Raw genomic sequence first — 26,988 nt, forward strand, 5'->3', positions numbered from 1 at the left:
CTTCTTACACTGCCATGAAAGCAATGCATTTTAGCTAATCCTTCCTGCTTTGGCAATGCAGGTATCAATAATAAAAGAGAAAATATTTATTAAGTTACCGGACAGCCCGAAAGCTGTCCTTTACACGAGTATCAAATCTTACAACAATTTGTCAGCGAACATGGTAATTCGGTGCTTCTTTGGTAATCTGTACATCATGTACATGCGATTCGCTCATACCGGCGGCGGTAATTTCCACAAATTCCGCTTTCTCATGCATATCATGAATGGTTTTACATCCTAGATAACCCATGCTTGAACGTAATCCACCTACCAGTTGATGGATAATCTGGCTGATAGGCCCTTTATAAGGAACTCGCCCTTCTATACCTTCCGGCACATATTTGTCAGCACTGGATACATTATCTTGAAAATAGCGGTCAGAAGAACCCTGACTCATAGCACCCATTGAACCCATACCGCGGTAAGATTTATAAGAGCGTCCTTGATACAGTTCTATCTCACCAGGGGCTTCTTCAGTACCGGCAAACATACCACCAAGCATCACAGACGATGCTCCAGCAGCTAGAGCTTTGGCCAAATCACCAGAAAAACGGATACCACCATCAGCAATTAGCGGTACTCCCGTTCCGGCCAGCGCAGTGGCCACATTATGAATAGCTGTCAATTGCGGCACACCCACACCGGCTACAATGCGTGTGGTACAGATAGAACCGGGGCCAATACCTACTTTTATTGCATCCGCTCCTGCTGCCACGAGATCGCGTGCAGCGGCAGCGGTGGCAATATTACCACCGATAACATCTACTTCTGGATAATGCTCTTTTACCCAGCGTACACGCTCAATCACACCTTGGCTGTGTCCATGGGCAGTATCTACAACCAGTACATCAACACCAGCCTGTACCAGAGCTGCTACGCGCTCTTCTGTATCATGACCTACGCCTACAGCCGCACCGACACGCAAACGGCCTTCACTGTCTTTATTGGCATTAGGAAAAGCAGTATTTTTCAGAATATCTTTAACAGTAATCAGACCTTTTAATTCCCAGTCAGCATTAACCACCAGTACACGTTCGATTTTATGCGTATGCATTAGTTCACGTGCATCATTGATGCTGGTGGTTTCACTGACTGTAACCAGACGCTCACGCGGTGTCATGATGCTGGCTACTTTTTGTTGTAGATTGCGTTCAAAGCGCAAATCACGGTTGGTGACCAGTCCGACTACTTTACCGTTTTCCAATACCGGTAAGCTAGATACTTTATATTTGCGACCAGGGCCGATTAAATCCCCTATCAACGTGTCTGGACTGATAGTAACAGGGTCTTTAACCACGCCACTTTCATAACGTTTTACATTAGCAACAGCGCGTGCCTGCCGTTCCGGGCTCATGTTTTTATGAATTATGCCAATTCCGCCTTCCTGTGCCATAGAAATAGCCAGTTTAGCTTCTGTTACCGTATCCATTGCCGCAGAAACAAGTGGCAGATTCAGGCTAATATGACGGGTAAGAGGGGTTTTAAGTATAACGTCGCGCGGCAGTACTTCAGAATGAGCAGGTACGAGTAGCACGTCGTCAAAAGTGTAAGCTTTTTCGACTATACGCATTTTAGGGCTTCTTTATTTGAAGAAAGAGGAAGATTCAGATGGAAGAACTGGCGTGCAATTCTAACAAATCCGCGACATACTGGCAAAATATACTTTTACACATTCTGTACAATCTGGTGTATTGGTAATCAAAAAGTTTTTTTATCGTATAATAGTCAAAACATATATTTTCAAACGCGAAGGAAAAGTAAACATGCGTCACAAAATACTGAAAATGTCACTGGCAGTAGTACTGATGGGCAGCACGATTATGGCAGGTGCGGTAGAAGTTTACACCTGGCGTGATAAGAAAGGCGTAAATGAATATTCAGACGCACCAGTACAACTGACTCCGGCCAAAACCCAGCGTTTTAATGTACGCACACAAGTTGTCACCCCGCTGGCTGCACCGCAGCCCAGCGCTCAGGCTGGTTCGGACACCCTAACTGAGCAACAAGCACAACTGAACCGCAAAATTGAAGAACAAAATAAAAAGACCGATGAACAGAATAAGAGAATTGAAGCACAAAATAAGAAAAACCGTGAATCTGCCTGTAAAACAGCACAGATGAATCGCAAAATGGCCGACAGCCTACGTACCAATAACCGCGATGCGCTGATTCAGCGATATGATGAAGATGTGCGGCTGAATTGTAATTAATTTTTTACTCTTGACTATTTCACTCATCATCCATAAGTTGTGTATGCAGCTTATGGACTTTTTTTATGGCTGCACAGTTGCTAACCTGAATGAATCACCACCATGACCGATATTGCTGACACTTCATCCAGCTCTGAAGATAAAAATCAATTTGATATAGCCCTGTTTCTAAAAAACCTGCCATTGGTGCCGGGGGTATATCGCATGTTGGATACTCATGACAAAGTATTATATGTTGGCAAAGCAGTAAATTTGAAACGCCGCGTAAGCAGTTATTTTCAAAAAACCGACCTGTCCCCGCGCATTCAGCTAATGGTAAAACAGGTAGCACGAATAGAGGTCACGGCTACTCATTCGGAAACCGAAGCATTGATACTGGAAAATAATTTTATCAAGGCTTTGTCTCCCAAATATAATATTTTATTCCGCGATGATAAAAGCTACCCCTACCTGATGCTTACCGGTCACCGTTTTCCGCAGATGGCTTATTATCGCGGTAATCTGAAAAAACCAAACCAATACTTTGGTCCCTATCCGAATGGCTACGCGGTCAGAAACAGTATCCAAACTTTGCAAAAGGTTTTCCGGCTGCGCACCTGTGAAGATAGCGTATTTGAACATCGTGACCGTGCTTGTCTTCTGTATCAAATCAAACGATGCTCCGGCCCCTGTGTCGGCCATATCAGTGCAGAAGACTACCAGAGTAGCGTTAAAGCTGCTGTTAGTTTTTTACAAGGCAAGACCCGAGAATTAACAGCCACACTACATGAAAAAATGCAGCAGGCTGCTCAGCAACTGGATTTTGAAACAGCGGCGCAAGTACGAGATCAAATTCAAGCATTAGGGCTGATGCAATCCCAGCAATTTATTGACAGCAAGCAAGCCAATCAGAATGATATTGATATACTTGCCCTATCTGAAGAAAACGATATTGTTTGTATCCATTGGGTAAGTATCCGCGGTGGCCGTCATGTTGGGGATAAAAATTTTTTCCCAGATACACGCTTCCGTGTCACTGAAAAGCTCAATCATTACGGTGAAGCTTTTGTGGCTCAACATTATTTAGGTAAAAACAAACCAGATATTATAATCAGTAACTTTCAATTACCTAAAAGTTTATGTGATGCACTGAATGCAGAAAACAGCCGGCAAATTCAGTTTATACATAATACTGTCGGAGAAAGACGTGTTTGGTTACAGATGGCAGAACGTAATGCACAAATGGCCATTGAACAATATCGGTTGCAACAACATAGCCAACAACACCGTATTGAAGCACTGGCACAATTACTGGATATGGATGCAGAAAGTCTGAATCGCATTGAATGTTTTGATATCAGCCATACACAGGGGGAAGCTACAATTGCATCTTGTGTAGTATATGAGGATGAGGCTATGCAGCCAGCTAAGTACCGCCGCTATAATATTACTACAGCAAAAGCCGGTGATGATTATGCAGCTATGCGAGAAGTATTAACCCGTCGCTATGGACGGCTGGCTGATAATGATGACAGCATTGGCGCTTGGCCAGATTTAGTATTGATTGATGGCGGTAAAGGTCAGGTACATATGGCTCTAGATGTGTGGCAGGAACTGGGTATTCATATTCCGATTGTAGGTATCGCCAAAGGTCCGGAACGCAAAGCCGGTCTCGAAGAACTTATTATTCCACATCAACAGCGCAATATCCGTGTGGAACCACATAATCCAGCACTTCATTTATTGCAGACAGTACGTGACGAGTCACATCGTTTTGCCATCACTGGCCATCGCCAGAAACGAGCCAAAGCCAGAGTCACTTCTTCACTAAACAATATTCCTGGTATCGGCAGCAAACGCAGACAAGCCCTTTTAACAAGGTTTGGTGGGTTGCGTGGTGTAGTAGCTGCAAGTGTGCATGACTTAAGCCAAACAGAAGGAATCAGTCAGGCACTGGCTGAAAAAATATATGCTGCCTTACATTAATACAAACATATAATTAGTATAGATTTATATTACATAAATAATTAAGTACTTTTTAATTAACAGCCTAATATAAAAATATTGCCAAACACAGAAATCATTACAGGTCAGCAATTTAAATTTATTATTTCATCCGTTATCCATATTGCTTGGTTAGATATGAATAAATTGGTTGCTGTTTCTTTGTGTGCCATGTGATTGATTATTTATTTATCTTTAATTATTGCTGATATACATTATTATAAAATAAATGCTTATAATCAATCAAAATGATTGCTAGCTCAAACAAAAAATCACTTCGTTGTATGGAAGTGATTTGTGTGAACTAAATGTATAGATTCAAAAGAAAAGACATTTTAAATACCCGCTTTGCCTTCTTCATCTCTTTTCTTAAATACTTCTTTAGCTACATTAACTGCATTCAGTACTCTGGGAAAACCCACATATGGTAAAGCCTGAATGAAGGTTTCAATGATTTCTTCTCGAGTCAGACCCACATTCAAAGAACTATTGATGTGAAAGTGTAATTGCGGTACTGTATCGCCTTGCGTAAGCAAGCTAGTGATAGTAATCATTTCTCTTTGTTTTAAATCCAGAACCCCACGTTCATAGATGTCACCAAAAGCAAATTCAATGATATATTTACCTACATCTTCATACAGACCTGCTAATGAATCAATTACAGCCTGACCACCCACTTCGTCCACTTTTGCCAGATTTTTTAAACCTGTTTCAAAACGATTTAATTCAGCCATTTTGTTTCCCTTTTAAGTTTTGATTACAGATTTAGGATAAATGCTGGAGTTCACTCCACGTCAACACCATTTTTTAGTAATTTGAAAATTTCAAAATATAATAGCGATTACATAAAGTAATTAAAATATAGATAGCTAATATGCAATATTCAATTGGTCAATTTTCAAAAATGTGTGGTCTATCCATTGATACACTTCGCTTTTACGAAAAACAAGGATTAATATTTTCAACTAGAGATCAAAATAATCGCCGTGTGTATACGGAAAAAGATATTGATTGGGTAAAGTTTATACTCAGACTGAAAAAAACTGATATGAGTATAAAAAAAATGCAGGAATACGCCAGGTTGCGCTATCAGGGAAATAAAACCATACCACAAAGACTAGTTCTACTTTTTGAGCAATTGGATTCTTTACATCAGGAACAGGATAAGCTTAATGAAAACATTAAATTTATCGAACATAAAATTAAAAGTTATCTCGAGTTGACCAAATAAATATAACTAAAGAATGTAAATTCTAAATCTTAAAAAGGTTAATAATGTAGTAAAGAAAACTGCTACTAAAAATGTAAATTAAAAAATGCGTTAACTTCCCAACTATGGAGGATACTTTATTAAAAATGATACTGTATATCCAGAATAGCAGATAATATCTATGCATATATCATAAAATACTAATCCATTATTTTGGTACCTGTCTGGAAATGTTAAAAGCTTATAAAATAGTCAGATGCGGATTGCTGGCCGTAATGGTCAGGTACATATGCCACTGATGAGAGGCAGAAACTCTGTATATAAATCCTGATTGTCAGCCTTTTTATAAGCTATCCAAAAGTAAAACCACTTTGCCAGGATATTTACACATCAACAGTGCAATATCCACGATGAATCGCGCTATTCGACTCTACGTGTATATTACAGACAATGCATAAAAATCTTATCGAATATTCGCCATCCCCTAAACGAGCTAAACTCAAGTCGCTTTTCCAAAACAATATTCCCATTTTGGCGGTTTATTTAGAGTATGTATCCAGTGTACAAGATTGAAGCTAGACAGAGATGGCAACAGGCATTAGCTGATCATTTTATATAACCTTACATTAAAACATATTTGTAAATATAATTACTTTTTCTATTTATATTCGTAATAGATAATTATGCCCAAAAATATATTGGCCTTTTTTAACAAAGGAAAACTAGCTAAACAATTACTGATTTTAGTTGCTAGTTATACTGTTTTTATTATTGGTATTTTAGGATGGTATTTTTTCGATACTTGTGATCAGGCCGGCTCTTGTGCGTTTATTGCTATATGCGCACTAATATGTTTTTTTGTCTACCTCATTATTATTAATGTCAGTAATTTCAAAGCTATTTTTTTTCAATCAGAGATGAATCCATCGCCCACTTTAAAAACATTGTCTGTGTGTCTGATTCTGTCTGTCATCCTGCTTTTCTCATCTTGGTATGGTGGAAAGTATTTAATAATCAGGTCAGGTTTTGAAATCAGCCCAGATTCAATAATAATATTTGTTTTTACGGCAATCCTTTTCTTTTTCTTATGCGCTAGTATCAGTTCTTTTATGCTGATTCTGGCCAAACTTGCTAATACTATTTATCTGCACATTACACATAAATGTCTGCCTCACTAAACCAAAACATACAGCCTGCCTAATTTTATTTGTTACAAACAATCCTATAGTTAATCAACATTCAACATACTTTATAATTCCTATAGTATATTGCATTAAGACAATATACTGAATATAAACCTTTAATGCATAATATTAAAAAAATAATGCTAAATAATTTGAAATTATAATATTTTATATTAGATATTGCTTAATATAATTTTAGTTATATAATGTATTACCTTTTCTTGAAAACATAACTTCAGACTTGTTTGCATCCAGAGAAGGAAAAACAAATTACAAAGGAGAAAATAGAATGTATTCTATTGATTACAATAGTTACCGCTCTGTTGGCGGTTTTAACCAGCGCGTACGCTTTCTAGTATTACACTATACGGCAGAAAATTTTGCAGATTCTGTGAAATCTTTGAGTGGCTCAGCTACCAGTATTCATTATCTCATACCTGATGATACTGAACTCAGCTATCAAGCAGCAGGTTTTAATGAAATGCGGATTTTTAATTTAGTCTCAGAAACAGACCGTGCATGGCATGCTGGAGTTAGTAGCTGGCAAGGACGTAATAATCTTAACGATACATCAATTGGGATCGAAATAGTTAATTTAGCTACTGATAATAACGGCATTTTTACTTTTCCACCTTATAAGCTCAATCAGTTTAAAGCGATTAAAGAGCTTTGTTTGAACATTCTGCAGCGTTATCCGGACATCAGTCCGACGAATGTTGTTGGTCACTCTGATATTGCACCTCAGCGTAAAAGCGACCCCGGGGCAGCTTTCCCATGGAAAGAACTGTACGAAGCCGGTATAGGCGCTTGGTACGAGACAAAAACAAAATTACATTTCGAAACTCGATTCAGAAAACAAGGTATTCCAGACAATTCAGAAGTATTAAAACAGTTAAGCCGCTATGGCTATGATATTACCGGAGCAGATACCAATGCAGAACAGTTCAGTAAGTTAATCCGAGCTTTCCAGCTTCACTTTCGCCCAAAAAAATATGACGGAAAACTAGACTGTGAAACAGCAGCTATTTTATATGCACTGGTAAATAAGTATTTACCTGCACAATAAGCCATTGCTGTATAGAAAAAAACGTTAAAAGCAATTATTTTTATTCCACGAACCGCTAGGTATGGTTCGTGGTTTTTTTAATAATTCTGCAACTTTTCTAAATTCCAATCCCTACTTTACAAGCGTGTTACCGATAATACGCCTTTAACATCACTTAAACTGCTCAACACGCGCGGTAAATCATTTACCTGATGTACTTCAACAGTAAAACGCAACTGAGCTTCAAGATCACGTGAAAGGGTTTGTACAGCGGTAACATTAAGACGGTTCCGTGCCAGTGTTTCTGAAATATCACGCAGTAGCCCACTGCGATCACGTGCACGAATTTCAATATCGATAGCAAAGACCTGATTAGCTGAATCATTGGCCCAAGAAGCAGGTAATACCTTATCAGGTGAAATTTGCGCCAGATACTGAAATGAAGAGCAGTTACTGCGATGAATGGAGATACCTCGTTCACGAGTCACGAAACCGATAATGTCATCTCCAAAGGCTGGTTTGCAGCATTTGGCGAGTGTGGTATAGAGACCGGCCTCACCATCCACCAGCACACCACCGAAATTGTTTTTAATTTTACTGCGTTTGACCAGATGGTTTTCTGTAACCGGTGTTTCCGGTTTTTCCATCATGGTATCAACCGCTTTCTGAATCATGCGGCCGGAAACCTCTCCATGCCCCATAGCCAGATATAAATCATCTACACTGCTAAATCCAAGCGCTTCCGCCAATTTGTGCGTGTTGGGCTGTACCTGTAGTTTAACCAGCTGCTTTTCCAGTGCTGTACGACCGGATTCTCGTATCGATTCTCCATTCTGCTGACGGATAAACGCCCTGATTTTGCTAATAGCTTTATTGCTCTTCACCCATCCGTCATGCAACCAGTTTACAGAGGGCTTACCTTCACGTGCAGTGATGATTTCCACGCGTTGGCCATTTTCAAGCGGTGTGGATAAAGGCACAATCTGTCCGTCCACTTTTGCGCCCCGGCAGCGATTACCGATATCAGTATGCAAAGCATAGGCAAAATCAATCGGGGTAGCACCGGCAGGTAAAGAAAATACTTTGCCATGCGGCGACAGCACATAAATGGTATCGTTAAAGAGTTCTGTCTGAAATGCACGAGACAAGTCTTCACGATCGTTGCCGTTTTCGGCTAAATTTTCACGCCAATCGAGTAGCTGACGCAGCCAGGCAATTTTGTGCTCGTAAGCCTCATTGCCTTTACCACCCTCTTTATAGCGCCAGTGTGCAGCCACGCCGAATTCGGCATAGCGGTGCATATCAAAAGTACGTATCTGGATTTCCACCCCTTTGTCTTCCGGCCCCACCACAACAGTATGCAGGCTCTGATAATCATTGGGTTTGGGATGGGCAATATAATCGTCAAACTCGCCCGGAATAGGCTGCCACAGGCTGTGTACGATACCCAGCGTTGCATAACAGTCGGCTACAGTATCGACTAGAATACGCACAGCACGAATATCATACAATCCGTCAAAACTTAGTTTCTTCTTTACCATTTTGCGGTAAATAGAATAGATATGTTTCGGCCGGCCCGCTACTTCAAAATGCATATTCAGGCGACTAAGCTGTTGTTTAAGGGTATCTACAAAGTGCTCAATATAATCCAGCCGCTCAGTGCGCTTTTCATCTAGCAAACGTGCAATTTTTTTGTATTCGTCTGGATTCTGATAACGGAAACTTAAATCCTCAAGCTGCCATTTCAGTTGCCATACACCAAGCCGATTGGCCAGTGGGGCAAATACGGTCATGGTCTCCTTGGCCACAGCCTTTTTCAACGCTTCATCGGTTACCTTGCTCAGATAATTCATGGTCTGCGCACGCATTGCCAGCTTAATCAGCACCACGCGAATATCAGATACCATTGCAAGCAGCATCTGGCGCATGGCTTCTGCCTGCTGCTGGCGCTCTTCCGTTGTAGCCAGCGGGCTGATACTGACAAAATAGGTTAGCTTCTGCACCTGATACAAACCAGCCACCAGTTGCATTACACTCTCACCACACTGCTCTTTTACGATGGTTTTCCAGTCAGTCACGTAGTTGGGCAGGCAACTCAGTAAAGTAGCGGCCACTGCATCGGCCATTAAATCCATATCCGCTACGCTTTTGGCGGCTATCATCAGATTGCTGCACAAGTTTTCACCACAAAAGGTAACTGCATTCTGCGGATACCCACTATCCATCAAAGCCTGAGCATGCCGTAGCATTGTCGCCATAGCTGGAGGCAAAGTGGCAATATATTCATCTAACCAAACACATGGCGCATGGGCGGGTGTGGCGAGAAGAGTATCAGGCGTGCTAACCATGTTATCAACCTGTTGATTTGTGTAAATTATGCTGGCAATTGTACCAAAAGCCACAAGTTTCTGCTTCAGTATGGGCTGTAGAAAAACTCGAATAGTGATATTATGCGCACCTTTCGCATACACTATATGCAGATAACCTCGCTCGTCCTGCGTTTATAGCTTTCGCATATAGTCTTTATTTTTAAAGGATTTATAATGCAGACTCACCCTGAAGTCATAGGTGTTGAAGCGCTGGCTGCAAAAATTCGCAAAATTCCAAACTGGCCGCAGGAAGGAATTTTATTTCATGACATTACACCGGTATTGCAAAGTCCGCAGTATTTCCGCCTACTGGTTGATTTAATGGTCTATCGTTATATGGATCAGAAAATTGATGTAGTAGCCGGTCTGGATGCACGAGGATTTATTATCGGTGCAGCATTAGCTTACCAGCTTAATGTTGGGTTTGTTCCCATCAGAAAAAAAGGCAAATTACCTTTCACAACGATTGCTGAAAGTTATGAACTGGAATACGGCCATGCTACTATCGAAATGCATACAGATGCTGTAAAACCCGGTACTCGAGTACTGCTGGTTGATGATCTGGTAGCGACCGGCGGCACCATGACTGCAGGTGCCAAACTCATTCGCAAACTAGGTGCAGAAGTTGTTGAGGCTGCAGCCATAATCGAATTCACTGATTTACCTGGTGGAAAAAGAATCCGCAATGAAGGTGTTCCTTTATTTACCCTGTATCAGAATTCAGGTTCTGTGGAGCAATAAATTTTTAAGCCAGTTTTACTGAGATGCAAAAAAGCAGAGATAAATATCTCTGCTTTTTTATTGATATATGATCAATCAGTTAATCTCAAGTACAGGCATAGTTTTTACTAACTCATCCACCGCTTTAACCTGAGCCAAAAATGGTTCCAGCATGTCTAGCGGCAAGGCACTCGGACCATCACAACGTGCTTTATCTGGATCAGGATGAGCTTCAAGAAATAATCCAGCCAGCCGTGTGGCCATACCGGCCAGAGCCAAATCCAGCACTTGACTGCGACGACCACCAGAAGCGGCTGCATCTGCCTGCCGTTGCTGCAACGCATGGGTAACATCAAATATAATCGGCAGATCGGCACAGACTTTTTTCATCACCCCAAAGCCAAGCATATCTACCACCAGATTGTCATAACCGAAGTTGCTGCCTCGTTCACACAGGATCAGCTGCTGATTGCCCGCTTCGTAGAATTTATCAACAATATTCTTCATCTGGTGCGGACTCAAAAACTGCGGCTTTTTGATATTCACCACTTTACCCGTCTGCGCCAGTGCCACCACCAAATCAGTCTGGCGAGCAAGAAATGCCGGCAACTGCAAAACATCTGCCACTTCTGCTACCGGTGCAGCCTGATACGGTTCATGTACATCCGTAATTACTGGTACACCAAATTCTTGTTTTACCGCGGTAAAAATTTTCATACCTTCATCCAAACCCACACCACGGTAGGAATGAATCGAAGAACGATTGGCTTTATCAAATGATGCCTTGAACACCAGCGGAATGCCCAGTTTCCGAGTTACTTCAACATAATGCGCACAAGTACGTAAAGTCAGATCCAGATTTTCTAGTACATTCAGACCACCAAACAGCACCAGTGGTAAATCATTGGCTACTGAAATATTACCAACATGAACAATCTTGGTCACAATCAATCCTCACTCAGTTTCCGGTACGTGGACATCAGTGCCCAGACCAACATAAACCCGCATTCTACAAAATACTTTGCTCAGCGTCCAAATCTCATTAACCCCGATAATCGTTAACTCGATTCAAAATTAACATACAAAAATAGCGTTAGTTTTACATTTTCATAACATCACCATCGTTTTCAGTATAGGTTTGACTACTATTTTCGCGCTACAATAGCTAAAATAACCGGCCAGTAATCACACGACATACCTTTTATCTTTAGAAAACGCCACACTAAACATAACCCTACAGGATTAATCTTGATATATATCTCGCAGAAACGCCTGCACGGGCTGCTACAGAGTATATTGCTCACCACCCTTACCTCAATGGTATGGGCGGCCAGTCTGCCAGCAGACAGCGATGATATAGAAGACGACATTCCACCACCGAAAACCGGCTTACTGCACCGATTACTGCATCCGCACCAGTATCGCGAAGAACACAAGCATCAACCGCCGAAAATTCCGCGGGTACCTGTCACTATTGATGTCAATAATTCTGCGCTGCAAAAATTAATTACAGACCATCTGCCACTGATTACTCAGCAATTGATCGAAGACCTTGATGATGAGCAGCTTGGATTCTTGGCGGAGGAAGCACCTCAGCAAACGCAGACCATGCTTGAAACAGAGGGATATTTCAATGCAAAAGTCAATCTCGAAAAACAAAGAGATGGCTATCTGATACATATCGACCCTGGCCCCCGTACTCAAATTGAAAATGTCAATATTTCGTTGAGCGGCAACGTTACAGCAGATGACGACCTGACCAATTACTACAAAAGCGCCGTTGACAACTGGGTGCTGCCTGTTGGTGACCCTTTTACTCAGAGCAACTGGTCAGCCAGCAAATCATCGGTACTCACCGCCATTGTGCGTAAAAAATATCCATTGGCCACCATCAGTGCCAGCCGCGCCACTATTGACCCGCAAAAAAATTTGGCCGACCTTTCTCTAACTGTAGACAGCAAACAGCCTATCTATTTCGGCGATATACAGGTAAGCGGCAACGAGCGCTATCCGGTGTCTATTGTTACCGGAATGGCCGGTTTCGGCCCCGGTTCACCTTATGATCTGGACAAACTGCTTGATTATCAACAAGCGTTGGAACAAGACAGCCATTATGGCAACGCCGTAGTCAGTGCCGATTTCGACCACATGGTAAATGACCACGTACCTGTACTGGTAAAAGTAAGCGAAATGCGTCGTCAGAAACTGACCTTTGGTTTACGTTACGACACCAAAAATGGTCCCGGATTCCGCGGTGGCTATGACCATTACAATGTGTTCCATAAAGGCTTTGTCGGCTCCACCTTGCTAGATACCGACCGCTACGAAACCACCTTTGGTTTTGGCCTGAGCCAGCCGCGCAACAGCCGTGGCCATTACTGGACCAGTAATCTCAACTATACCTACTCTACCGTACAGCATCTGGAAAGCCGTGCCCTGTCTAGCGGCATCTGGAAAGTACGAGATCGCAACGGCATAGACTCCCGTATTGGCGTAGAATATATTACTGAAAGCAGCAAAATCGAAGATGGTCCTGAGCTTGGTCATAGCTATGCCACTATGCTTACCGCTTCTTGGAAGCGTCAGAATATTCAGACCCAGCTAAGGCCAGCCAATGGCTATTATCTGGAAGGGAAAATCGGCACAACGCTGGGAAAACTATTGGCATCCGCTTCCATGCAGCGGGTAACGGCCAGCGGTGGCTATTACTACACACCGGAAAACAAAAAATACGGCACCTGGGTGCTACGCAGTCAAATTGGCTATGTGCATACCGGTGATGCTGTCAATGTCCCTTCGATTCTCATGTTTCGTGCCGGTGGTGCCGGCAGCGTTAGAGGCTATGAGCTCGATAGCATTGGTATCAAAAGCTCACATAATTCCGTATTACCCAACCGTACACTGGCCGTAGCCAGCGTGGAATACCAAATTCCGGTGTACAAAGATTTTGCTCTGGCTCTATTTCACGATGCCGGTTCAGTGTCCAAAAATTTCAGCGACATGCAATGGCGTCATGGCTCTGGTTTAGGCGTACGCTGGTTTAGCCCCGTCGCCCCCTTTGCCTTCGATATCGCCTACGGCCATCATGATAAAAAATGGCGCTGGTCTATCAGTTTGGGAACAAAATTCTAATGGCTGAAACCATACTTCACTCAGGCGAAACTTCAGCCAAACCCGCAACCACTCCACAGCCACCGCTCAGGCCACGTTGGAAAAGCTGGCTAAAAGCCAGCCTATTCACACTGCTTGGCCTCATAATCATCATCATCACCTTAATGTGCTGGCTGGCCGGCACCGAATCCGGTCTTCGTTTCAGCGTTCATACCGTACCTAAATGGTTTGGTGTACACATCAGCACCCAAAAACTGAACGGCACAATTTGGCAAGGCTTTGCCGGTTCAGACATCCATGTCAGCCATCGCGATTTTGATTTAACCATTGATAAGCTCCAGCTAAACTGGAACAACCGCGAATTATGGCAACGACGATTTCACGTGCGGCTGCTGGATGTTGGCAAAATCAACTACACCGACCACAGCGTCCCCACCCCGAAACCAGTTCCCACACTGCCCAATAGCATCAATCTGCCTTTACAAATTCAAATTGATAGCATTCAGCTTGGCAGCTTCACCCTCGGTAAAAAACAGACTCCAATTTTGCTCAATAGTCAGGCCAGCTATACATATAATTACCGCAAGCATCAGCTTGTCCTCAACCAACTAAATACTCCATGGCAGAACCTTCAAGGCAATATTGCCATTGCCACTCAAACACCGTTTGCACTGAACGGACAACTTAATGGCAACGGCACGCTGGATAAAACCGCTGTAGAAAGTGCCGCCTTGATTAAAGGCAGCCTACAACAGCCCGACCTATTTGCCCGTCTGGATGGTGGAGATATCCATTTTCGCACTCATGCCATTCTCAGACCTTACGCCTTACAACTCAACCGCAAAATAGTCAGCTTCAACCTACAAAGCCGCCATATCAATCCTGCTGCCTTTAGCAGCAGCCTTCCTTTTGCTGATCTTAATCTCAACTTAGACCTCACTCCCGTTAAAAACAGCCAGAACCAACTGGCCGGCCACATCAAACTAGGTAACGAACAGCCACGTGCCTATAATGATGCTAAAAGCTCCGGTTTACCTATCCGCAATATTGAAGGCGATATCAACATCGACAGTAATGGCAAGCTTCAGTTACCTGCCCTGACCACACGCCTGCTTCGGCAAGGGCAAATCATTACCCGCGGCAGCATAGACAGCGCTGCAAAGCAGCTGGACATCAATAGCCAGTTGTTACGAATCTACGCAGATGACGTCTTGACTACACCATTGCCTGGTTCGCTCAATGGACACATCCGCGTATCTGGCAGCTTTAACGGCTTAAACACCCAATGGCTGCTGTCCAGCGAAAAAGGCAGCAGCGATGGTTCCATTCAAATCATTACCGATGAACAAAAACATCAACAGACCTTGATACTCGACAAACTGAACCTCACCCCGAATAAAGGTGGTAGCTTTAGTGCCAAAGGCAGCCTAGCACTGTATCAAAATCAAGCCCTGCAACTGGCTATAAACAGCAATAATTTCAATCCGTCCAAAGTCAACTCCAGCTTTCCTGCCGGCAGCATCAATGGCCATATCAACGTCAGCGGTCAGCTGGCACAGCAACCGGACATTCAAGCAGACATGCTGTGGCACAACAGCATACTCTCCGGTGCAGCACTTTCCGGCAAAGCCATAATCCGCTATCGCAACCAGCATCTGGAGCAAGCCAACATCAATCTCAACGCTGGCCGCAACCGTATACTTACCAATGGCAGCTTCGGCAAAACCGGCGATAAACTCAATCTCGATATCAACGCTCCTGATATCGGTCTTTTTGGATTCGGCCTCAAAGGACTACTCAACACCAAAGGCTTTATTGCCGGTGAACCGAAAAAAATTACCGCCAACCTTAGCGGTGCAGCCCGTAACCTACAAATCGCAAAACTGCTTAACATCAGCCAGCTGGATTTCAAAATTATTGGTTCTCCCGATATTACCCAGCCATTACAGCTAAACATGGCTGCAGACCACATATACATAGCCGGTGGCAACGGCAGCAAACCAACTATAATCAACAACACCGGCATCAAAATTAACGGCCGCGGCAACCAGCATCAGCTACAAGGCAACAGCAGTCTGTCACTCGATGGCAAATCCTATCATCTGAGCATTAATGCCTATGGCGGAATGGATAAAAATTATCAGTGGCGAGGCCGTGTCAACGCACTAGATATCAACGGTGCCCTCAATCTCAAACTGCTCAGCCCCATTCAACTTGAAGCCGGAGCTGAACGCGTCAATATGCAGAACGCACGTTGGGCAGCACTTGGTGGCAGCCTCAGTCTTAACAACCTCAATTGGGACAAAAACAAAGGACTGATTACCCGCGGCACAGCCAGCAATCTTGCTTTGCGCGAGTTACACAGCATTGTCGAATTGCCCGTCGAACAAAACCTGATAATTGGTGGCGACTGGAATTTCAGCTATAGCCGCAACATGCAGGGCTATCTGAAACTGTATCAGCAGGGCGGCGATATCATTCTACCGCAGCACCAGCAGAAACTGGGTCTGCAAAATGTCCGACTCGATACCCGTTTCCAGAATGGTCACATCGATAACCACCTCAGCGGCCTCACCCGCTATGGCACCACCGATGCCCTACTCATCATTACCCCTGCCGCCAACGGACAAATTAGTAATGCGCCCATCAGCGGCCATATTAAAATAGACAGTCCTGATCTCAGCAGCGTACGCAATCTACTGCCCATTGGCATGCAACTCAATGGTAGCATGCACACCAACGCAACCATCAGCGGCCATCTGAACGAACCATTACTAAACGGCACACTCATCGGCAACAACCTTTATTATCGTGATCAGTCTAATGGCACTATTCTCGAAAATGGCAGTCTTAGAAGTCATTTTCAGGGTCGTCGCTGGCTTATAGACAGCCTCACCTTCGCCCGCCGCGACGGTACTATTAAACTTAATGGTGTCGTTGACATGACCAAACTTACTCCAGATATTAACGTTACCGCCCATTTTGACCACTACAACATCTTTGACCAGATTAACCGCCGTCTTACCCTCAGCGGCAATACGCAGCTGCTGTATACCATCGCCCATGGCATCGTCCTGAATGGCAAACTCAAAGTAGACAAAGGTTTATTCGGCATGCAGAAATCCGGCATGCCACAGCTTGATGACGACGTAGTTGTTCTAGGCCGTGAAAAAACCACCGAACAGCAGCGCGCCACATCCATCCGTCTCAATCTGGATTTAGATATGAACAATGCCTTCAGATTCAGCGGCGAAGGATTAGATGTTTTACTAGGTGGTCAGCTCAACGCCAGCGCCAATCCCGGTAGCACCATCCAGATTGTCGGCACTGTGAATGTCGTGCGCGGACAGTACAAAGCCTACGGACAAGATCTGGTCATTCAGCATGGCAGTACCATTTCCTTCGTCGGTCCGATGGACAACCCCAACCTGAAAATCCGTGCCAAACGCCGATATTCTCAGGTAGGAGCAGGAGTTGAAGCACTGGGTCGCCTCGACAGCCCACGTATCAACCTTATCGCCAACGAAGCCATGAGCGAAAAAGACAAACTTTCATGGCTGATACTCAACCGTCCCAGCAGCGGCAGCGCCGGCGATGAAGCAGCCATTGCCGCAGCTGCCAGCGCATGGCTGGCTGGCGGTCTCAACGATAAACTTGGCCTGCTGGATGAAATTGGCCTAACCAGCCAGCAAACCCGCAATAGCCAAACTGGCGAAATGAATCCGGCCGAACAAGCCATTACCATTGGCAAACATCTTTCCAACAACCTGTATATTAGTTACCTTTACGGAATCGAAAGTGCTACGCAAACAGTTAGCATTACCTATCAGATCAGCCGAGCTCTGCAAAGCATCATACGTGTAGGAACAGGCTCTGCAGGTGGCGAAATCCGATATACACGACGTTTTGATTAATTATTAACTTGAATTAAAGTTAAATTTATGTCGAAAATTAATCTGCTTATTTAGCATCGAACTGCTGTATCCATCAAAAATTATAGTATATTATTAATATAACCTTTAAATTTGATTTCAAGGGCACATTATTAATTATGTTAAAGAAACTAGATTTACATAATCAAGATAAAAATTTTTGGATTGGGACCTTAATAAGCGCTATGTTGAGTATACTAGCCATATATTATGCTACTTATTATTACAGAGTTCATATACATGGCATAGAAACCTCAGCCACTGTAGAAACCGTTTATAAATATCAAAAAAAGGGGACAGATTATTATGAATTAACAGCCAAATATCTCGATAAAAACAATAACGTTGTTATTAGCAAAGATATTACAACCGGGATAAATGTTCACGAAGGAGAGAAAATCAAAATTCTTTATAATAGATATTCTCCTGAAATTGCAGATATTAAAGACAACAATCTAACTAAAATAAATTTTTGGGTGTATTTTGTTAGCGCAATTTTATTGAGTTGCTGCACTGCATCTGTATACAGGGAAAACAAACAAAAACATAATTAGTTTCTACAAACATTCAAATATAGACACTAAGCCTCAGTAAACACCAGTATGAAAAAACTTTAATCCCAGATCACTAAAATATTAAATTTTTAAAAGCCACTCTATAAGCAAGAGCAAGATTAAATAAAATATCCTATTGAAATATAAAATTATCTCAAATATTTACAAAAATCACCATAGTTCATAATTACGTATTTATATACTAGTTAAATATTCTGTCTAATTAAATATTCTGTCTAAGCCAAACCTACTAGCCAAACAGAATATTTATGAACCAATCATAGCCAGATAGTCAAAAAGCCACCTACTTTAAAAGTGATTTAAACCGGTTATCTAGCGCCAGTCGCCCGCCACCAGCCATAAAGAGAAACAAAAAAATAAAACAATATAATACTGCCTGCTCCCCATTATTTAACTGAGGAGTAAGTAAAGTATGCAAACCAGCAGACCGCGTATGAAAAAACAAATAAGCTACCGCCATCTGTCCACTCAGAACAAAAGCAGCTGGCCTCACAAACAAACCCAATAGCAACAAAACACTGCCCGTTAATTCCAGAACACCGGCCGCTCCCATCAGCGAAAACAGTGCCACAGACCCATGACCGTCAGTCATGGATAACGGCCACTGCCAAAATTTTGCTGTAGCATGCTGAATATATAAAAAAGCCGTAACCAGACGCAACACAGTCAAAGCATAACCATTGAAATCAGTATCAATTGTTTTCGTATTAATCATGGCCACTCCATTACTCTATTGAAAAGATAACGACAGTGTATTGAATTTACCATTGAGAAACGATATCATTTTTATAGAATAATTATTTCCTGTAAAGAAACTAAATGGACACCTTACAAAGCATGTGGGTATTTCGCTATGTTGTCGAACTCGGCAGCTTTACCAAAGCGGCTGAATTCATGGATATTTCCACAGCCATGGCGAGTAAGCACCTACATCATCTTGAAAAAAGCATTCAGGCCAAACTGCTCAACCGCACCAGCCGCCGCATCAGCCTCACTGAAGCCGGTCAAGAATACTATCATCGTTGTGTAGAAGCACTAGATACCCTTTCCGAAGCAAAACACATCGCTCAGGCTGGCACCATCAAACCTCAGGGGCTACTCAAAATCACCGCTCCGAACTGGTGTGCCTCTCGCCATTTCGGAGAACTGCTAGCAGAATATCGGCGCCAATATCCTGAAGTCAGCCTGTCTATTAATCTCGACAGCCGCCGCGCCGATTTAGTAGCTGAAGGAATAGACCTTGCACTGCGAGTAACCAATAATCCTGAACCTAATCTAATAGTCAAACCCATCACCAAAATCGATTTCCTATGGGTTGCCAGCCCGCAATACCTGAAAAAATATGGTATGCCGCATACCATGGCCGACCTCAAACAGCACTATGGGCTACTTCCCCAATACGTACATCTCGATCTACCCCTGATACCGGCCTGTACCAGCAACAGTGCCCTGCTGATCCATCAAATGGCACTCAATCATATGGGACTAGCCTATTTACCAGAGTGGATGGTTAAAGAAGATATCGAAAATCAGCGCCTCCAAACCATCGATCACATCGCCTGCCCTGAAAGCCACACCCTCTATGCCGCCTACATGAATCGTGAATTTCTCAGTGCCAAAGTACGCAGCTTTATCGATTTTCTGGCACAGAAATTTGCAAATGAAAAAAACCACTAACATTTATATACAAAGGGGAAATAATATGATTAAAAACGACCAGGCCATCAGCTTTCTACAGCAGCTTTTTCAGTACACCGTGCAAGAAGCCAGCCCAATAAATAAAATGAAAGCATGGTTACCAGCACAAAAACCTACGGGCAAAGTAATAGTAGTCGGTGCCGGCAAAGCTGCCGCCGCCATGGCTGCCGAGTGGGAAAGAATCTGGCCAGAAAACTATCCACCCCTATCCGGAGTGGTTGTAACCCGTTATGGCCATAGTGTACCTACCAAACACATTCGAGTACTGGAAGCCAGCCATCCTCTACCTGATTCCGCAGGGCAGGCGGCTGCCGAAGCATTACTGCAAGCTGTAAGCGGACTAAACCCAAAAGATCAGGTCTATTATTTAGTATCAGGTGGTGCTTCCGCGTTGACCACATTACCGATTGCCGGTATCTCACTGAAAGACAAACAAAACATTAACCGCCAACTGCTTACTCACGGCGTTCCTATCGAAGCCATGAATACCCTGCGCAAACATCTGTCACGCATAAAGGGCGGGCGCCTTGCAGAAGCTGCCGCACCAGCTCACATCACCACACTGGCTATTTCCGATGTGGTTGGCGACGACATCAGCACCATCGGCTCTGGTGCCGCCGTAGCCGATCCCACCACAGTTGCCGACATAAAACAAATCGTCACCCAATATCAGCTCGAACTGCCGCCAAGCGTAGCCACCTATCTAAATTCACCCACAGCAGAAACCCCCAAAAAGCTGGACAACAGTAGCGCTCATATCATCATCACCCCGCATCAGGCATTTAGCGCAGCACAAAAACAGGCACAGAATCAGGGTATCGACGTACTCTATCTGGGCGACCGCATAGGAGGTGAAGCACGCGAAGTAGCTCAGGTAATGGCTGGCATTGCCCAGTATCATCACCAGCAGCCACATAGAAAACCGCTGTTAATTCTCAGTGGCGGAGAAACCACTGTAACCCTCAAACATCAAGGACGCGGCGGACGCAACAGCGAATTCCTCCTTGCACTGGCTATTGCACTGAATGGCGCCTCCGGTATCTACGCATTGGCCGCTGATACCGATGGAATTGATGGCAGCGAGGACAATGCCGGCGCATGGCTCACTCCTGAGAGTCTGCACCATGCGCGAAAAATCGGCCTCAATCCCAATGAATTGTTGCAACAGCACCGAGCTTATAATTTTTTTGCCGCCACCAAACAATTACTGATTACCACCCCTACCCGCACCAACATCAACGACTTCCGCGCCATACTCATACTCTAAAAATAAATCCAGACAAAATTTAGCCCGCTCCAGCATCGATTTAATAATAATTAATTAATAATCAATCTAGCAATACAAAAAGTTAATTATTATAAATCAGTTATTTATATAAAAAATTACTCGCTACAATGAATTATCGGTATATGCCGAATTTTTCTGGAGTAAATGATGCAAACCAATAAAGAAATTGTCACAGCGTTTCACCAACAGGTATTCGTAAATGGTGATTTATCCAACATAAATAAATTTGTCAAAGAAGACTACATTCAGCACAACCCGGAAGTAGCAAATGGCCGTGAAGGCTTCGTCAAATTTCTACATACCTTGTTGCAGCAAAAACTGCAATATGACACTAAAAACATCAGCGCCGATGGCGATATGGTATATGTATTCTATAAAACCACTGATGAAGAAGGTCATCAAAGCAAAACCTGTGATATTTACCGGTTAGAAAACGGCCAGATAGCCGAACACTGGGACGTAATAGAAGAAAATATCGAAAAAATAAAATCGGTCAACGGCAACAGTGTTTTTTAATTATTAACACCTGCCGCTAATTTATCAGGCCATACTGTATGAAATAGTATGGCCTAAAAAGTTAGATAAATACTAAAAGCAAAAACCACATACCTGTGTATACACTAAATTCTCCAGACCTTAGCAATCTAATTTTTTCTGAATTCACTTTTGTGCACACTGCATCGCCAAATGGATGGCAAACTTAGCCAGCGATTTTTTTCCAATAGCAACTAAGTAAAAGAGCGAGTTATTCACCCGCTCTTATTCACACCGATAGTTAGAACCATTGCCCGAAACGGCGAATATACCAGCGCTTCACCGTCTGCGTCACTACACAGTAACACCCCAGAGTCAACACCAGCCATGGGAAATATTGCCATGGCAATGGCGTCAAACCAATCCAGCCACTAATTGGTGAAAATGGGATATAAATACCTACAGCCATAATCAGCACTGTCATCAACAATACCGGTAAAGCAGCGGTACTTTGCACAAACGGTATTTTACGCGTACGCAGCATATGCACCACTAGCGTCTGTGAGAGCAGACCTTCCACAAACCAGCCAGAATGAAACAAATTCTGCACTTCCGGTGCATTGGCATGAAACACAAACCACATCAATGCAAACGTACTGATATCAAAAATAGAGGAAATCGGACCAATAAACAGCATAAAACGGCTAATATTAGAAACATCCCATTTGCGCGGTTTGCGTAGAAATTCCTCATCCATTTTGTCCCATGGCAGGGAAAGCTGAGAAAAATCATACAGCAGATTCTGTATCAGCAATTGAATTGCCAGCATCGGCAGAAACGGTAAGAAAGCACTGGCAAACAATACTGAAAATACATTACCGAAATTGGAGCTCGCCGTCATATTCAGGTATTTAATAATATTGCCGAAGGTCTCGCGCCCTTTAATAACCCCTTCTTCCAGCACCATCAAACTTTTTTCCAGCAGAATAATATCCGCAGATTCCTTAGCAATATCAGTAGCCGTATCCACAGAAATACCCACATCGGCATCACGCAAAGCCGGCGCATCATTAATACCATCGCCCAGAAAACCAACCGTATGCCCATTTTCCTGCAACAAACGAATAATACGCGACTTCTGCAACGGCGTTAGCTTAGCAAACACAGTATGCCGTTCCAGCAGCGGTTTCAGAGCCTCATCGCTCAAAGCTTCTATTTCATTACCCAGTAGTGGCTGGCCAGCTTCAATACCCACCTCATGACAGATTTTGCGCGTCACAATAGCATTGTCACCCGTCAGCACTTTCACCGCTACGCCATTTTCACTTAAAGCAGCAATCGCCTGTGCCGCACTGTCTTTTGGTGGATCAAGGAAAGTCAGAAAGCCGTATAAAGTTAGTTCAGTTTCATCTGCCACCGCATACTGTGCCTTCTGTTCCCCTTCTGGAATATACTTTTTACCAATAGCCAGTACGCGAAAACCTTCCTTATTGTAGCTTTCAGCCAGTGCCAGCAACTGTTCACGTCGTGCAGCATTCAATGTCAGATGTTTGCCCTGTTCATACACACAGCTGGAAATAGACAACATCTCTTCCACTGCACCCTTGCAAATCAGCACATGACGCTGCTTATCATCACGTAGCACCACAGACAGACGCCGGCGTACAAAATCAAACGGCAACTCATCAATCTTACGATAACCACCATCGTTAATCACTGCGCTGTTTTCCGGTTCCTGCGCAAAGCGCACAATGGCCTTATCCATCAGATTTTTCATACCACTCTGATAGGAGCTGTTCAGCCATGCCAACTGCAATACTTCATTATCATTATTACCGTTAATATCAGTGTAATGTTCGAGGATGATTTTATCTTGAGTCAACGTACCGGTTTTATCAGTACATAATACGTCCATAGAGCCAAAATTCTGAATGGCACTCAGACGCTTCACCACCACTTTACGCCGTGCCATTGCCATCGCCCCCTTGGCCAGATTGGCGCTGACAATCATTGGTAACATTTCCGGTGTCAGCCCCACAGCCACAGCCAGAGCAAACAAAGCAGCATCACCCCAGTCACCTTTGGTAAAACCATTAATCAACAGCACCACCGGTACCAGAATCAGCATAAAACGAATCAGCAAATGGCTGACACTGTTTACACCGCGGTCAAAAGCAGTCTGGCTGCGAGTACCCACAATCGATTTAGCCAGTGAGCCAAAATAAGTATCACTGCCCGTGGCAACCACCACAGCTTTAGCGTTACCACTGACAATATTGGTTCCCATAAAGCAGATATTTTCTGCATCCAGCGGATTAGCAGAGACAGGCTTGTCGGCTGCCACCGTGCCATGCATATTCACCGTATCGGATTTTTCTACCGGAATAGATTCACCTGTCAGCACAGCTTGACTAATAAACAAATCGCGAGACTCAATTAAGCGCACATCGGCAGGTACCATATCCCCAGCAGAAAGCAAGATAATATCCCCTGGCACCACTTCCTTAATAGGTACTTCTAGCTGCTCAGTACTGATATCACGGTGGCTACGGCGCAATACCGTGGCAGTAGTACTGATCATGGATTTCAGCGCCTGCGCAGCCTTATTAGAACGATATTCTTGCCAAAAGCTCAGCAAACCACTCAGCAGCACCATCACCACAATAATAAAAAGGCCACTTAAACTGGTTTCTTCACCATGACGCAAAGGAATCAGATAATCAGTAAAAAAGCTTACACCAGCCAGCGCCAGCAAGACGAAGATAAAAGGATTTTTAAATGCCAGCAACAATTGCAGATACGCAGACGGAGCTTTATCGTGCACCACATCATTGCGACCAAAATTGGCCAGCCGTTCCTTAACGTCATGCTCGGTCAAACCACTCAGACTGGTCTGTAAATTAGACAGCGTACCATCAAGACTGTTGCGCGACTCCAGCACAGCCTTAATATCCACTGGTTGAGAAATGATTTTTTTTAATTTTTTCATAAACAGTACCTCACCGGCCATGCAGTTTCCCGGTCGGTAGATACTGTAGACTAACCCGGAAACCTCAACGGCCTAGTTGCAGTTGTGGTATCAATAAAATAAACGGTCGACTCGAATCTTCTTCCATTGTTTTATTCCCGGTTAAATAATCAGAAACTCAATGCATCGCATTAAGCTCAGCAAATACTAAAACATCCATCTCTTAAGCATTATGCCTTTTGCGTATAATTACTTAAAAGACAGAAATATTTCAGCAAGATAGCGTTTATACGGATTTGCAATGATAGCGTCAACAAAATTTACGCTATTCAAAACAAAAAACAATATTATTCACACTACACAAAATTCATTACAGTATATTCACCCAATCCAAACATACATAAAATAAGTATGACCACCCATTATTACAGAGAAAACCTAAAACCATCAGATTAAAAAAGACTGTTTTGCACCGCATTCAGATAGCTGTGCAATGGTTTAGGAATACCATAAACAGCCAGATTTTCTGGTGCCACCCACTCACCTGCTATCCTTGCCGATACCGGCGCTTGCTCACCAGCCACAGCTGCGAACGGCAGAATCATCAACTGCCGGTGCGTCAGACGATGCTTAATTTCTGTGCCTTCAGTCAAATCTTCCGCCTGTATACCGAAATCACAGGCAAGTGCATACAAATCATCCAGACTCTCGCTACAGGGTACACACCATAAACCACCCCAGATCCCTTTAGCCGGCCGCTTAGTTAAAAACACCGCTCCAGCACGATTACGCAATACTAGCCAGTAAAGCGCCACATCCTTAACTGCTACTGCCGCTTTCCTACGTGGCAACTCAGCCGTGCGGCCTTGCAGATGTGCCAGACAAATATCATTCATCGGGCAAACAGCACATACCGGTTTCAATCGTTTACATACAGTAGCACCTAAATCCATCAACCCCTGAGTATAAGCCGGCATATCTGCAGCATTCCGTGGCAGCAGAGCTTCAGCCGTTGTCCACAGTTTTGCCTCAAAAGCTTTATTGGCCGGATCACCATCCAACGCAAACAAACGGCACAACACCCGCTTTACATTGCCATCTAAAATAGTTTCCCGTGCATTAAAACAGAACGCAGCAATTGCTGCTGCAGTACTGCGCCCCACTCCACAAAGCCTTTGCAGCTCTTTTCGCTCAGACGGAAACACACCACCAAACTCATTTACCACCTGTTGCGCAGCTTTGTGCAAATTGCGGGCACGGCTGTAATAGCCAAGTCCCTGCCATAGACCCAGCACCGCGTCTTCTTCTGCAGCTGCCAGTGCCTGCACATCTGGAAAAGTAGTCACAAACCGCGGGTAATAATCCAGCACCGTCGCCACCTGAGTCTGTTGCAACATAATTTCCGAGAGCCATACCCGATACGGCTCCTGCGTCTGCCACGGTAAACCATGCCGGCCATGTTGCCGCTGCCATTGCACCAACCGCGGAGCAAATTCAGACTTCAAAACTTCCTCATTTCGCATACAACCAAATCTTAAAATTTATCTATTAATTAATGAAATATCAATCTCAGACCTTAGACCACCAATACTGGTAACCATAACCCTAAAACAAGCAGCCATACCTGAAAAAGTAAATTGATTACCTTCACCTCCACAACATCACAAATAAAGAAAAAACAACATAAGAACAGCAAACCAGCCATATACCAACACCATTCTTATTTATACATAATATCAAACATGATAAAATGTAATGTAATGTTAATTTAACAGTGTATTTTACAGTTTATTGTAAACAACAAACAAAGCATCGAACTCAAAAAACAAACATAGCAATACACATCTATATTTTCATCAAGGGGTTTAACGAATGGGCAATGCGTATTGGGCCGCCCGCGAAGAGGACATCCTTTTACACACCTCCATGCTCGCAGACATCGTTGGTGCGGCTGTAGAAATAGCATGCTATGCAGCCATCACTGCCGCCGTAGGTTTTGCCATTTTCGGCACCATCACCACCGGCGGACTACTCCTAAGTGTCCTTGTCGGCGTACTCATGGCCATTTCAGGTGGTGATACCATCGTATCCAACCTCTCCAACTGGGTCAGTAGCCTTTTTCCGCCCTCCGAAGATGGCAAAATCAAAACCGGCTCGCCCAATACCCGCACCAACAGCA

General features: G+C 43.5%; 20 protein-coding genes. 13 read left to right on the forward strand and 7 right to left on the reverse strand.

Translation table 11 applies throughout. The features are described from left to right. Positions 1–151: 151 nt before the first annotated feature. The gene (gene guaB, locus J3U75_RS09780; RefSeq protein ID WP_267391942.1) at positions 152–1,612 is read right to left on the reverse strand and encodes an IMP dehydrogenase; all 1,461 of its coding nucleotides are present in this window, start codon (positions 1,610–1,612) and stop codon (positions 152–154) included. Between the two features lie 193 nt (positions 1,613–1,805). Between guaB and J3U75_RS09785 the strand changes: the two genes are divergently transcribed. Together J3U75_RS09785 and uvrC are read left to right on the forward strand one after the other, a co-directional pair. After that, positions 1,806–2,252, forward strand: coding sequence for a DUF4124 domain-containing protein (locus J3U75_RS09785; RefSeq protein ID WP_267391943.1), 447 nt, complete (start codon positions 1,806–1,808; stop codon positions 2,250–2,252). Between the two features lie 102 nt (positions 2,253–2,354). After that, the gene (gene uvrC / locus J3U75_RS09790) at positions 2,355–4,217 is read left to right on the forward strand and encodes an excinuclease ABC subunit UvrC (protein ID WP_267391944.1); all 1,863 of its coding nucleotides are present in this window, start codon (positions 2,355–2,357) and stop codon (positions 4,215–4,217) included. 353 nt (positions 4,218–4,570) lie between these two features. On the opposite strand, the gene J3U75_RS09795 is transcribed toward uvrC, so the two are convergent. Beyond that, entirely contained in the window at positions 4,571–4,969 is a 399-nt protein-coding gene (locus tag J3U75_RS09795; RefSeq protein ID WP_267391945.1) for a carboxymuconolactone decarboxylase family protein, read from the reverse strand. A 140-nt stretch (positions 4,970–5,109) separates the two neighbouring features. On the opposite strand from J3U75_RS09795, the gene J3U75_RS09800 reads away from it, so the two are divergent. The 3 genes from J3U75_RS09800 to J3U75_RS09810 all read left to right on the forward strand — a co-directional run bounded on the left by J3U75_RS09800 (position 5,110) and on the right by J3U75_RS09810 (position 7,695). Continuing rightward, positions 5,110–5,466 carry a MerR family transcriptional regulator gene (locus J3U75_RS09800; protein WP_267391946.1) on the forward strand — a complete coding sequence of 119 codons (357 nt, stop codon included), beginning with the start codon at positions 5,110–5,112 and terminating at the stop codon, positions 5,464–5,466. 662 nt (positions 5,467–6,128) lie between these two features. Continuing rightward, a complete protein-coding gene (locus tag J3U75_RS09805; RefSeq protein ID WP_267391947.1) occupies positions 6,129–6,623 on the forward strand; it encodes a hypothetical protein in 495 nt (164 codons plus the stop codon). A gap of 295 nt (positions 6,624–6,918) precedes the next feature. Next, complete coding sequence (locus J3U75_RS09810; protein ID WP_267391948.1) at positions 6,919–7,695, forward strand: N-acetylmuramoyl-L-alanine amidase; 777 nt, start codon at positions 6,919–6,921, stop codon at positions 7,693–7,695. Between the two features lie 116 nt (positions 7,696–7,811). Here J3U75_RS09810 and J3U75_RS09815 read toward each other — a convergent pair whose 3' ends face one another. Further along, complete coding sequence (locus J3U75_RS09815) at positions 7,812–10,022, reverse strand: RelA/SpoT family protein (RefSeq protein WP_267391949.1); 2,211 nt, start codon at positions 10,020–10,022, stop codon at positions 7,812–7,814. Between the two features lie 195 nt (positions 10,023–10,217). Between J3U75_RS09815 and J3U75_RS09820 the strand changes: the two genes are divergently transcribed. Then, positions 10,218–10,784 (forward strand): adenine phosphoribosyltransferase, encoded by a 567-nt coding sequence (locus J3U75_RS09820; RefSeq protein ID WP_100141203.1) that lies wholly within the window; start codon positions 10,218–10,220, stop codon positions 10,782–10,784. Positions 10,785–10,859: 75 nt separating this feature from the next. Here the strand turns inward: J3U75_RS09820 and kdsA are convergent, their stop codons facing one another. Further along, the gene (gene kdsA / locus J3U75_RS09825; RefSeq protein WP_267391961.1) at positions 10,860–11,699 is read right to left on the reverse strand and encodes a 3-deoxy-8-phosphooctulonate synthase; all 840 of its coding nucleotides are present in this window, start codon (positions 11,697–11,699) and stop codon (positions 10,860–10,862) included. A 381-nt stretch (positions 11,700–12,080) separates the two neighbouring features. On the opposite strand from kdsA, the gene J3U75_RS09830 reads away from it, so the two are divergent. The 3 genes from J3U75_RS09830 to J3U75_RS09840 all read left to right on the forward strand — a co-directional run bounded on the left by J3U75_RS09830 (position 12,081) and on the right by J3U75_RS09840 (position 18,360). Continuing rightward, positions 12,081–13,895: an autotransporter assembly complex protein TamA gene (locus J3U75_RS09830; RefSeq protein WP_416384701.1), complete on the forward strand. Its 1,815-nt coding sequence runs from the start codon at positions 12,081–12,083 to the stop codon at positions 13,893–13,895. Further along, entirely contained in the window at positions 13,895–17,788 is a 3,894-nt protein-coding gene (locus J3U75_RS09835; RefSeq protein WP_267391951.1) for a translocation/assembly module TamB domain-containing protein, read from the forward strand. Before J3U75_RS09830 ends, J3U75_RS09835 begins: the two co-directional genes overlap by 1 nt. Positions 17,789–17,925: 137 nt before the next feature. Further along, on the forward strand, positions 17,926–18,360 hold the full coding sequence (locus tag J3U75_RS09840) for a hypothetical protein (RefSeq protein ID WP_267391952.1): 435 nt from the start codon (positions 17,926–17,928) through the stop codon (positions 18,358–18,360). A gap of 304 nt (positions 18,361–18,664) precedes the next feature. Here J3U75_RS09840 and J3U75_RS09845 read toward each other — a convergent pair whose 3' ends face one another. After that, complete coding sequence (locus tag J3U75_RS09845) at positions 18,665–19,096, reverse strand: DoxX family protein (protein ID WP_267391953.1); 432 nt, start codon at positions 19,094–19,096, stop codon at positions 18,665–18,667. A gap of 104 nt (positions 19,097–19,200) precedes the next feature. On the opposite strand from J3U75_RS09845, the gene J3U75_RS09850 reads away from it, so the two are divergent. The 3 genes from J3U75_RS09850 to J3U75_RS09860 all read left to right on the forward strand — a co-directional run bounded on the left by J3U75_RS09850 (position 19,201) and on the right by J3U75_RS09860 (position 21,883). Further along, the gene (locus J3U75_RS09850) at positions 19,201–20,058 is read left to right on the forward strand and encodes a LysR family transcriptional regulator (RefSeq protein WP_267391954.1); all 858 of its coding nucleotides are present in this window, start codon (positions 19,201–19,203) and stop codon (positions 20,056–20,058) included. Between the two features lie 25 nt (positions 20,059–20,083). After that, positions 20,084–21,346: a glycerate kinase type-2 family protein gene (locus J3U75_RS09855; RefSeq protein WP_267391955.1), complete on the forward strand. Its 1,263-nt coding sequence runs from the start codon at positions 20,084–20,086 to the stop codon at positions 21,344–21,346. A gap of 168 nt (positions 21,347–21,514) precedes the next feature. Then, positions 21,515–21,883: a nuclear transport factor 2 family protein gene (locus tag J3U75_RS09860; RefSeq protein ID WP_267391956.1), complete on the forward strand. Its 369-nt coding sequence runs from the start codon at positions 21,515–21,517 to the stop codon at positions 21,881–21,883. Positions 21,884–22,142: 259 nt separating this feature from the next. Here J3U75_RS09860 and mgtA read toward each other — a convergent pair whose 3' ends face one another. Both mgtA and mutY read right to left on the reverse strand, forming a co-directional pair. Continuing rightward, the gene (gene mgtA / locus J3U75_RS09865; RefSeq protein ID WP_267391957.1) at positions 22,143–24,830 is read right to left on the reverse strand and encodes a magnesium-translocating P-type ATPase; all 2,688 of its coding nucleotides are present in this window, start codon (positions 24,828–24,830) and stop codon (positions 22,143–22,145) included. 431 nt (positions 24,831–25,261) lie between these two features. After that, complete coding sequence (gene mutY, locus J3U75_RS09870) at positions 25,262–26,332, reverse strand: A/G-specific adenine glycosylase (protein WP_267391958.1); 1,071 nt, start codon at positions 26,330–26,332, stop codon at positions 25,262–25,264. Positions 26,333–26,735: 403 nt separating this feature from the next. On the opposite strand from mutY, the gene J3U75_RS09875 reads away from it, so the two are divergent. Continuing rightward, a partial coding sequence (locus tag J3U75_RS09875; protein WP_267391960.1) for a hypothetical protein occupies positions 26,736–26,988 on the forward strand: 253 nt, incomplete at its 3' end.

Source organism: Snodgrassella sp. B3088, from assembly GCF_026535815.1.
Classification (GTDB): domain Bacteria; phylum Pseudomonadota; class Gammaproteobacteria; order Burkholderiales; family Neisseriaceae; genus Snodgrassella; species Snodgrassella alvi_E.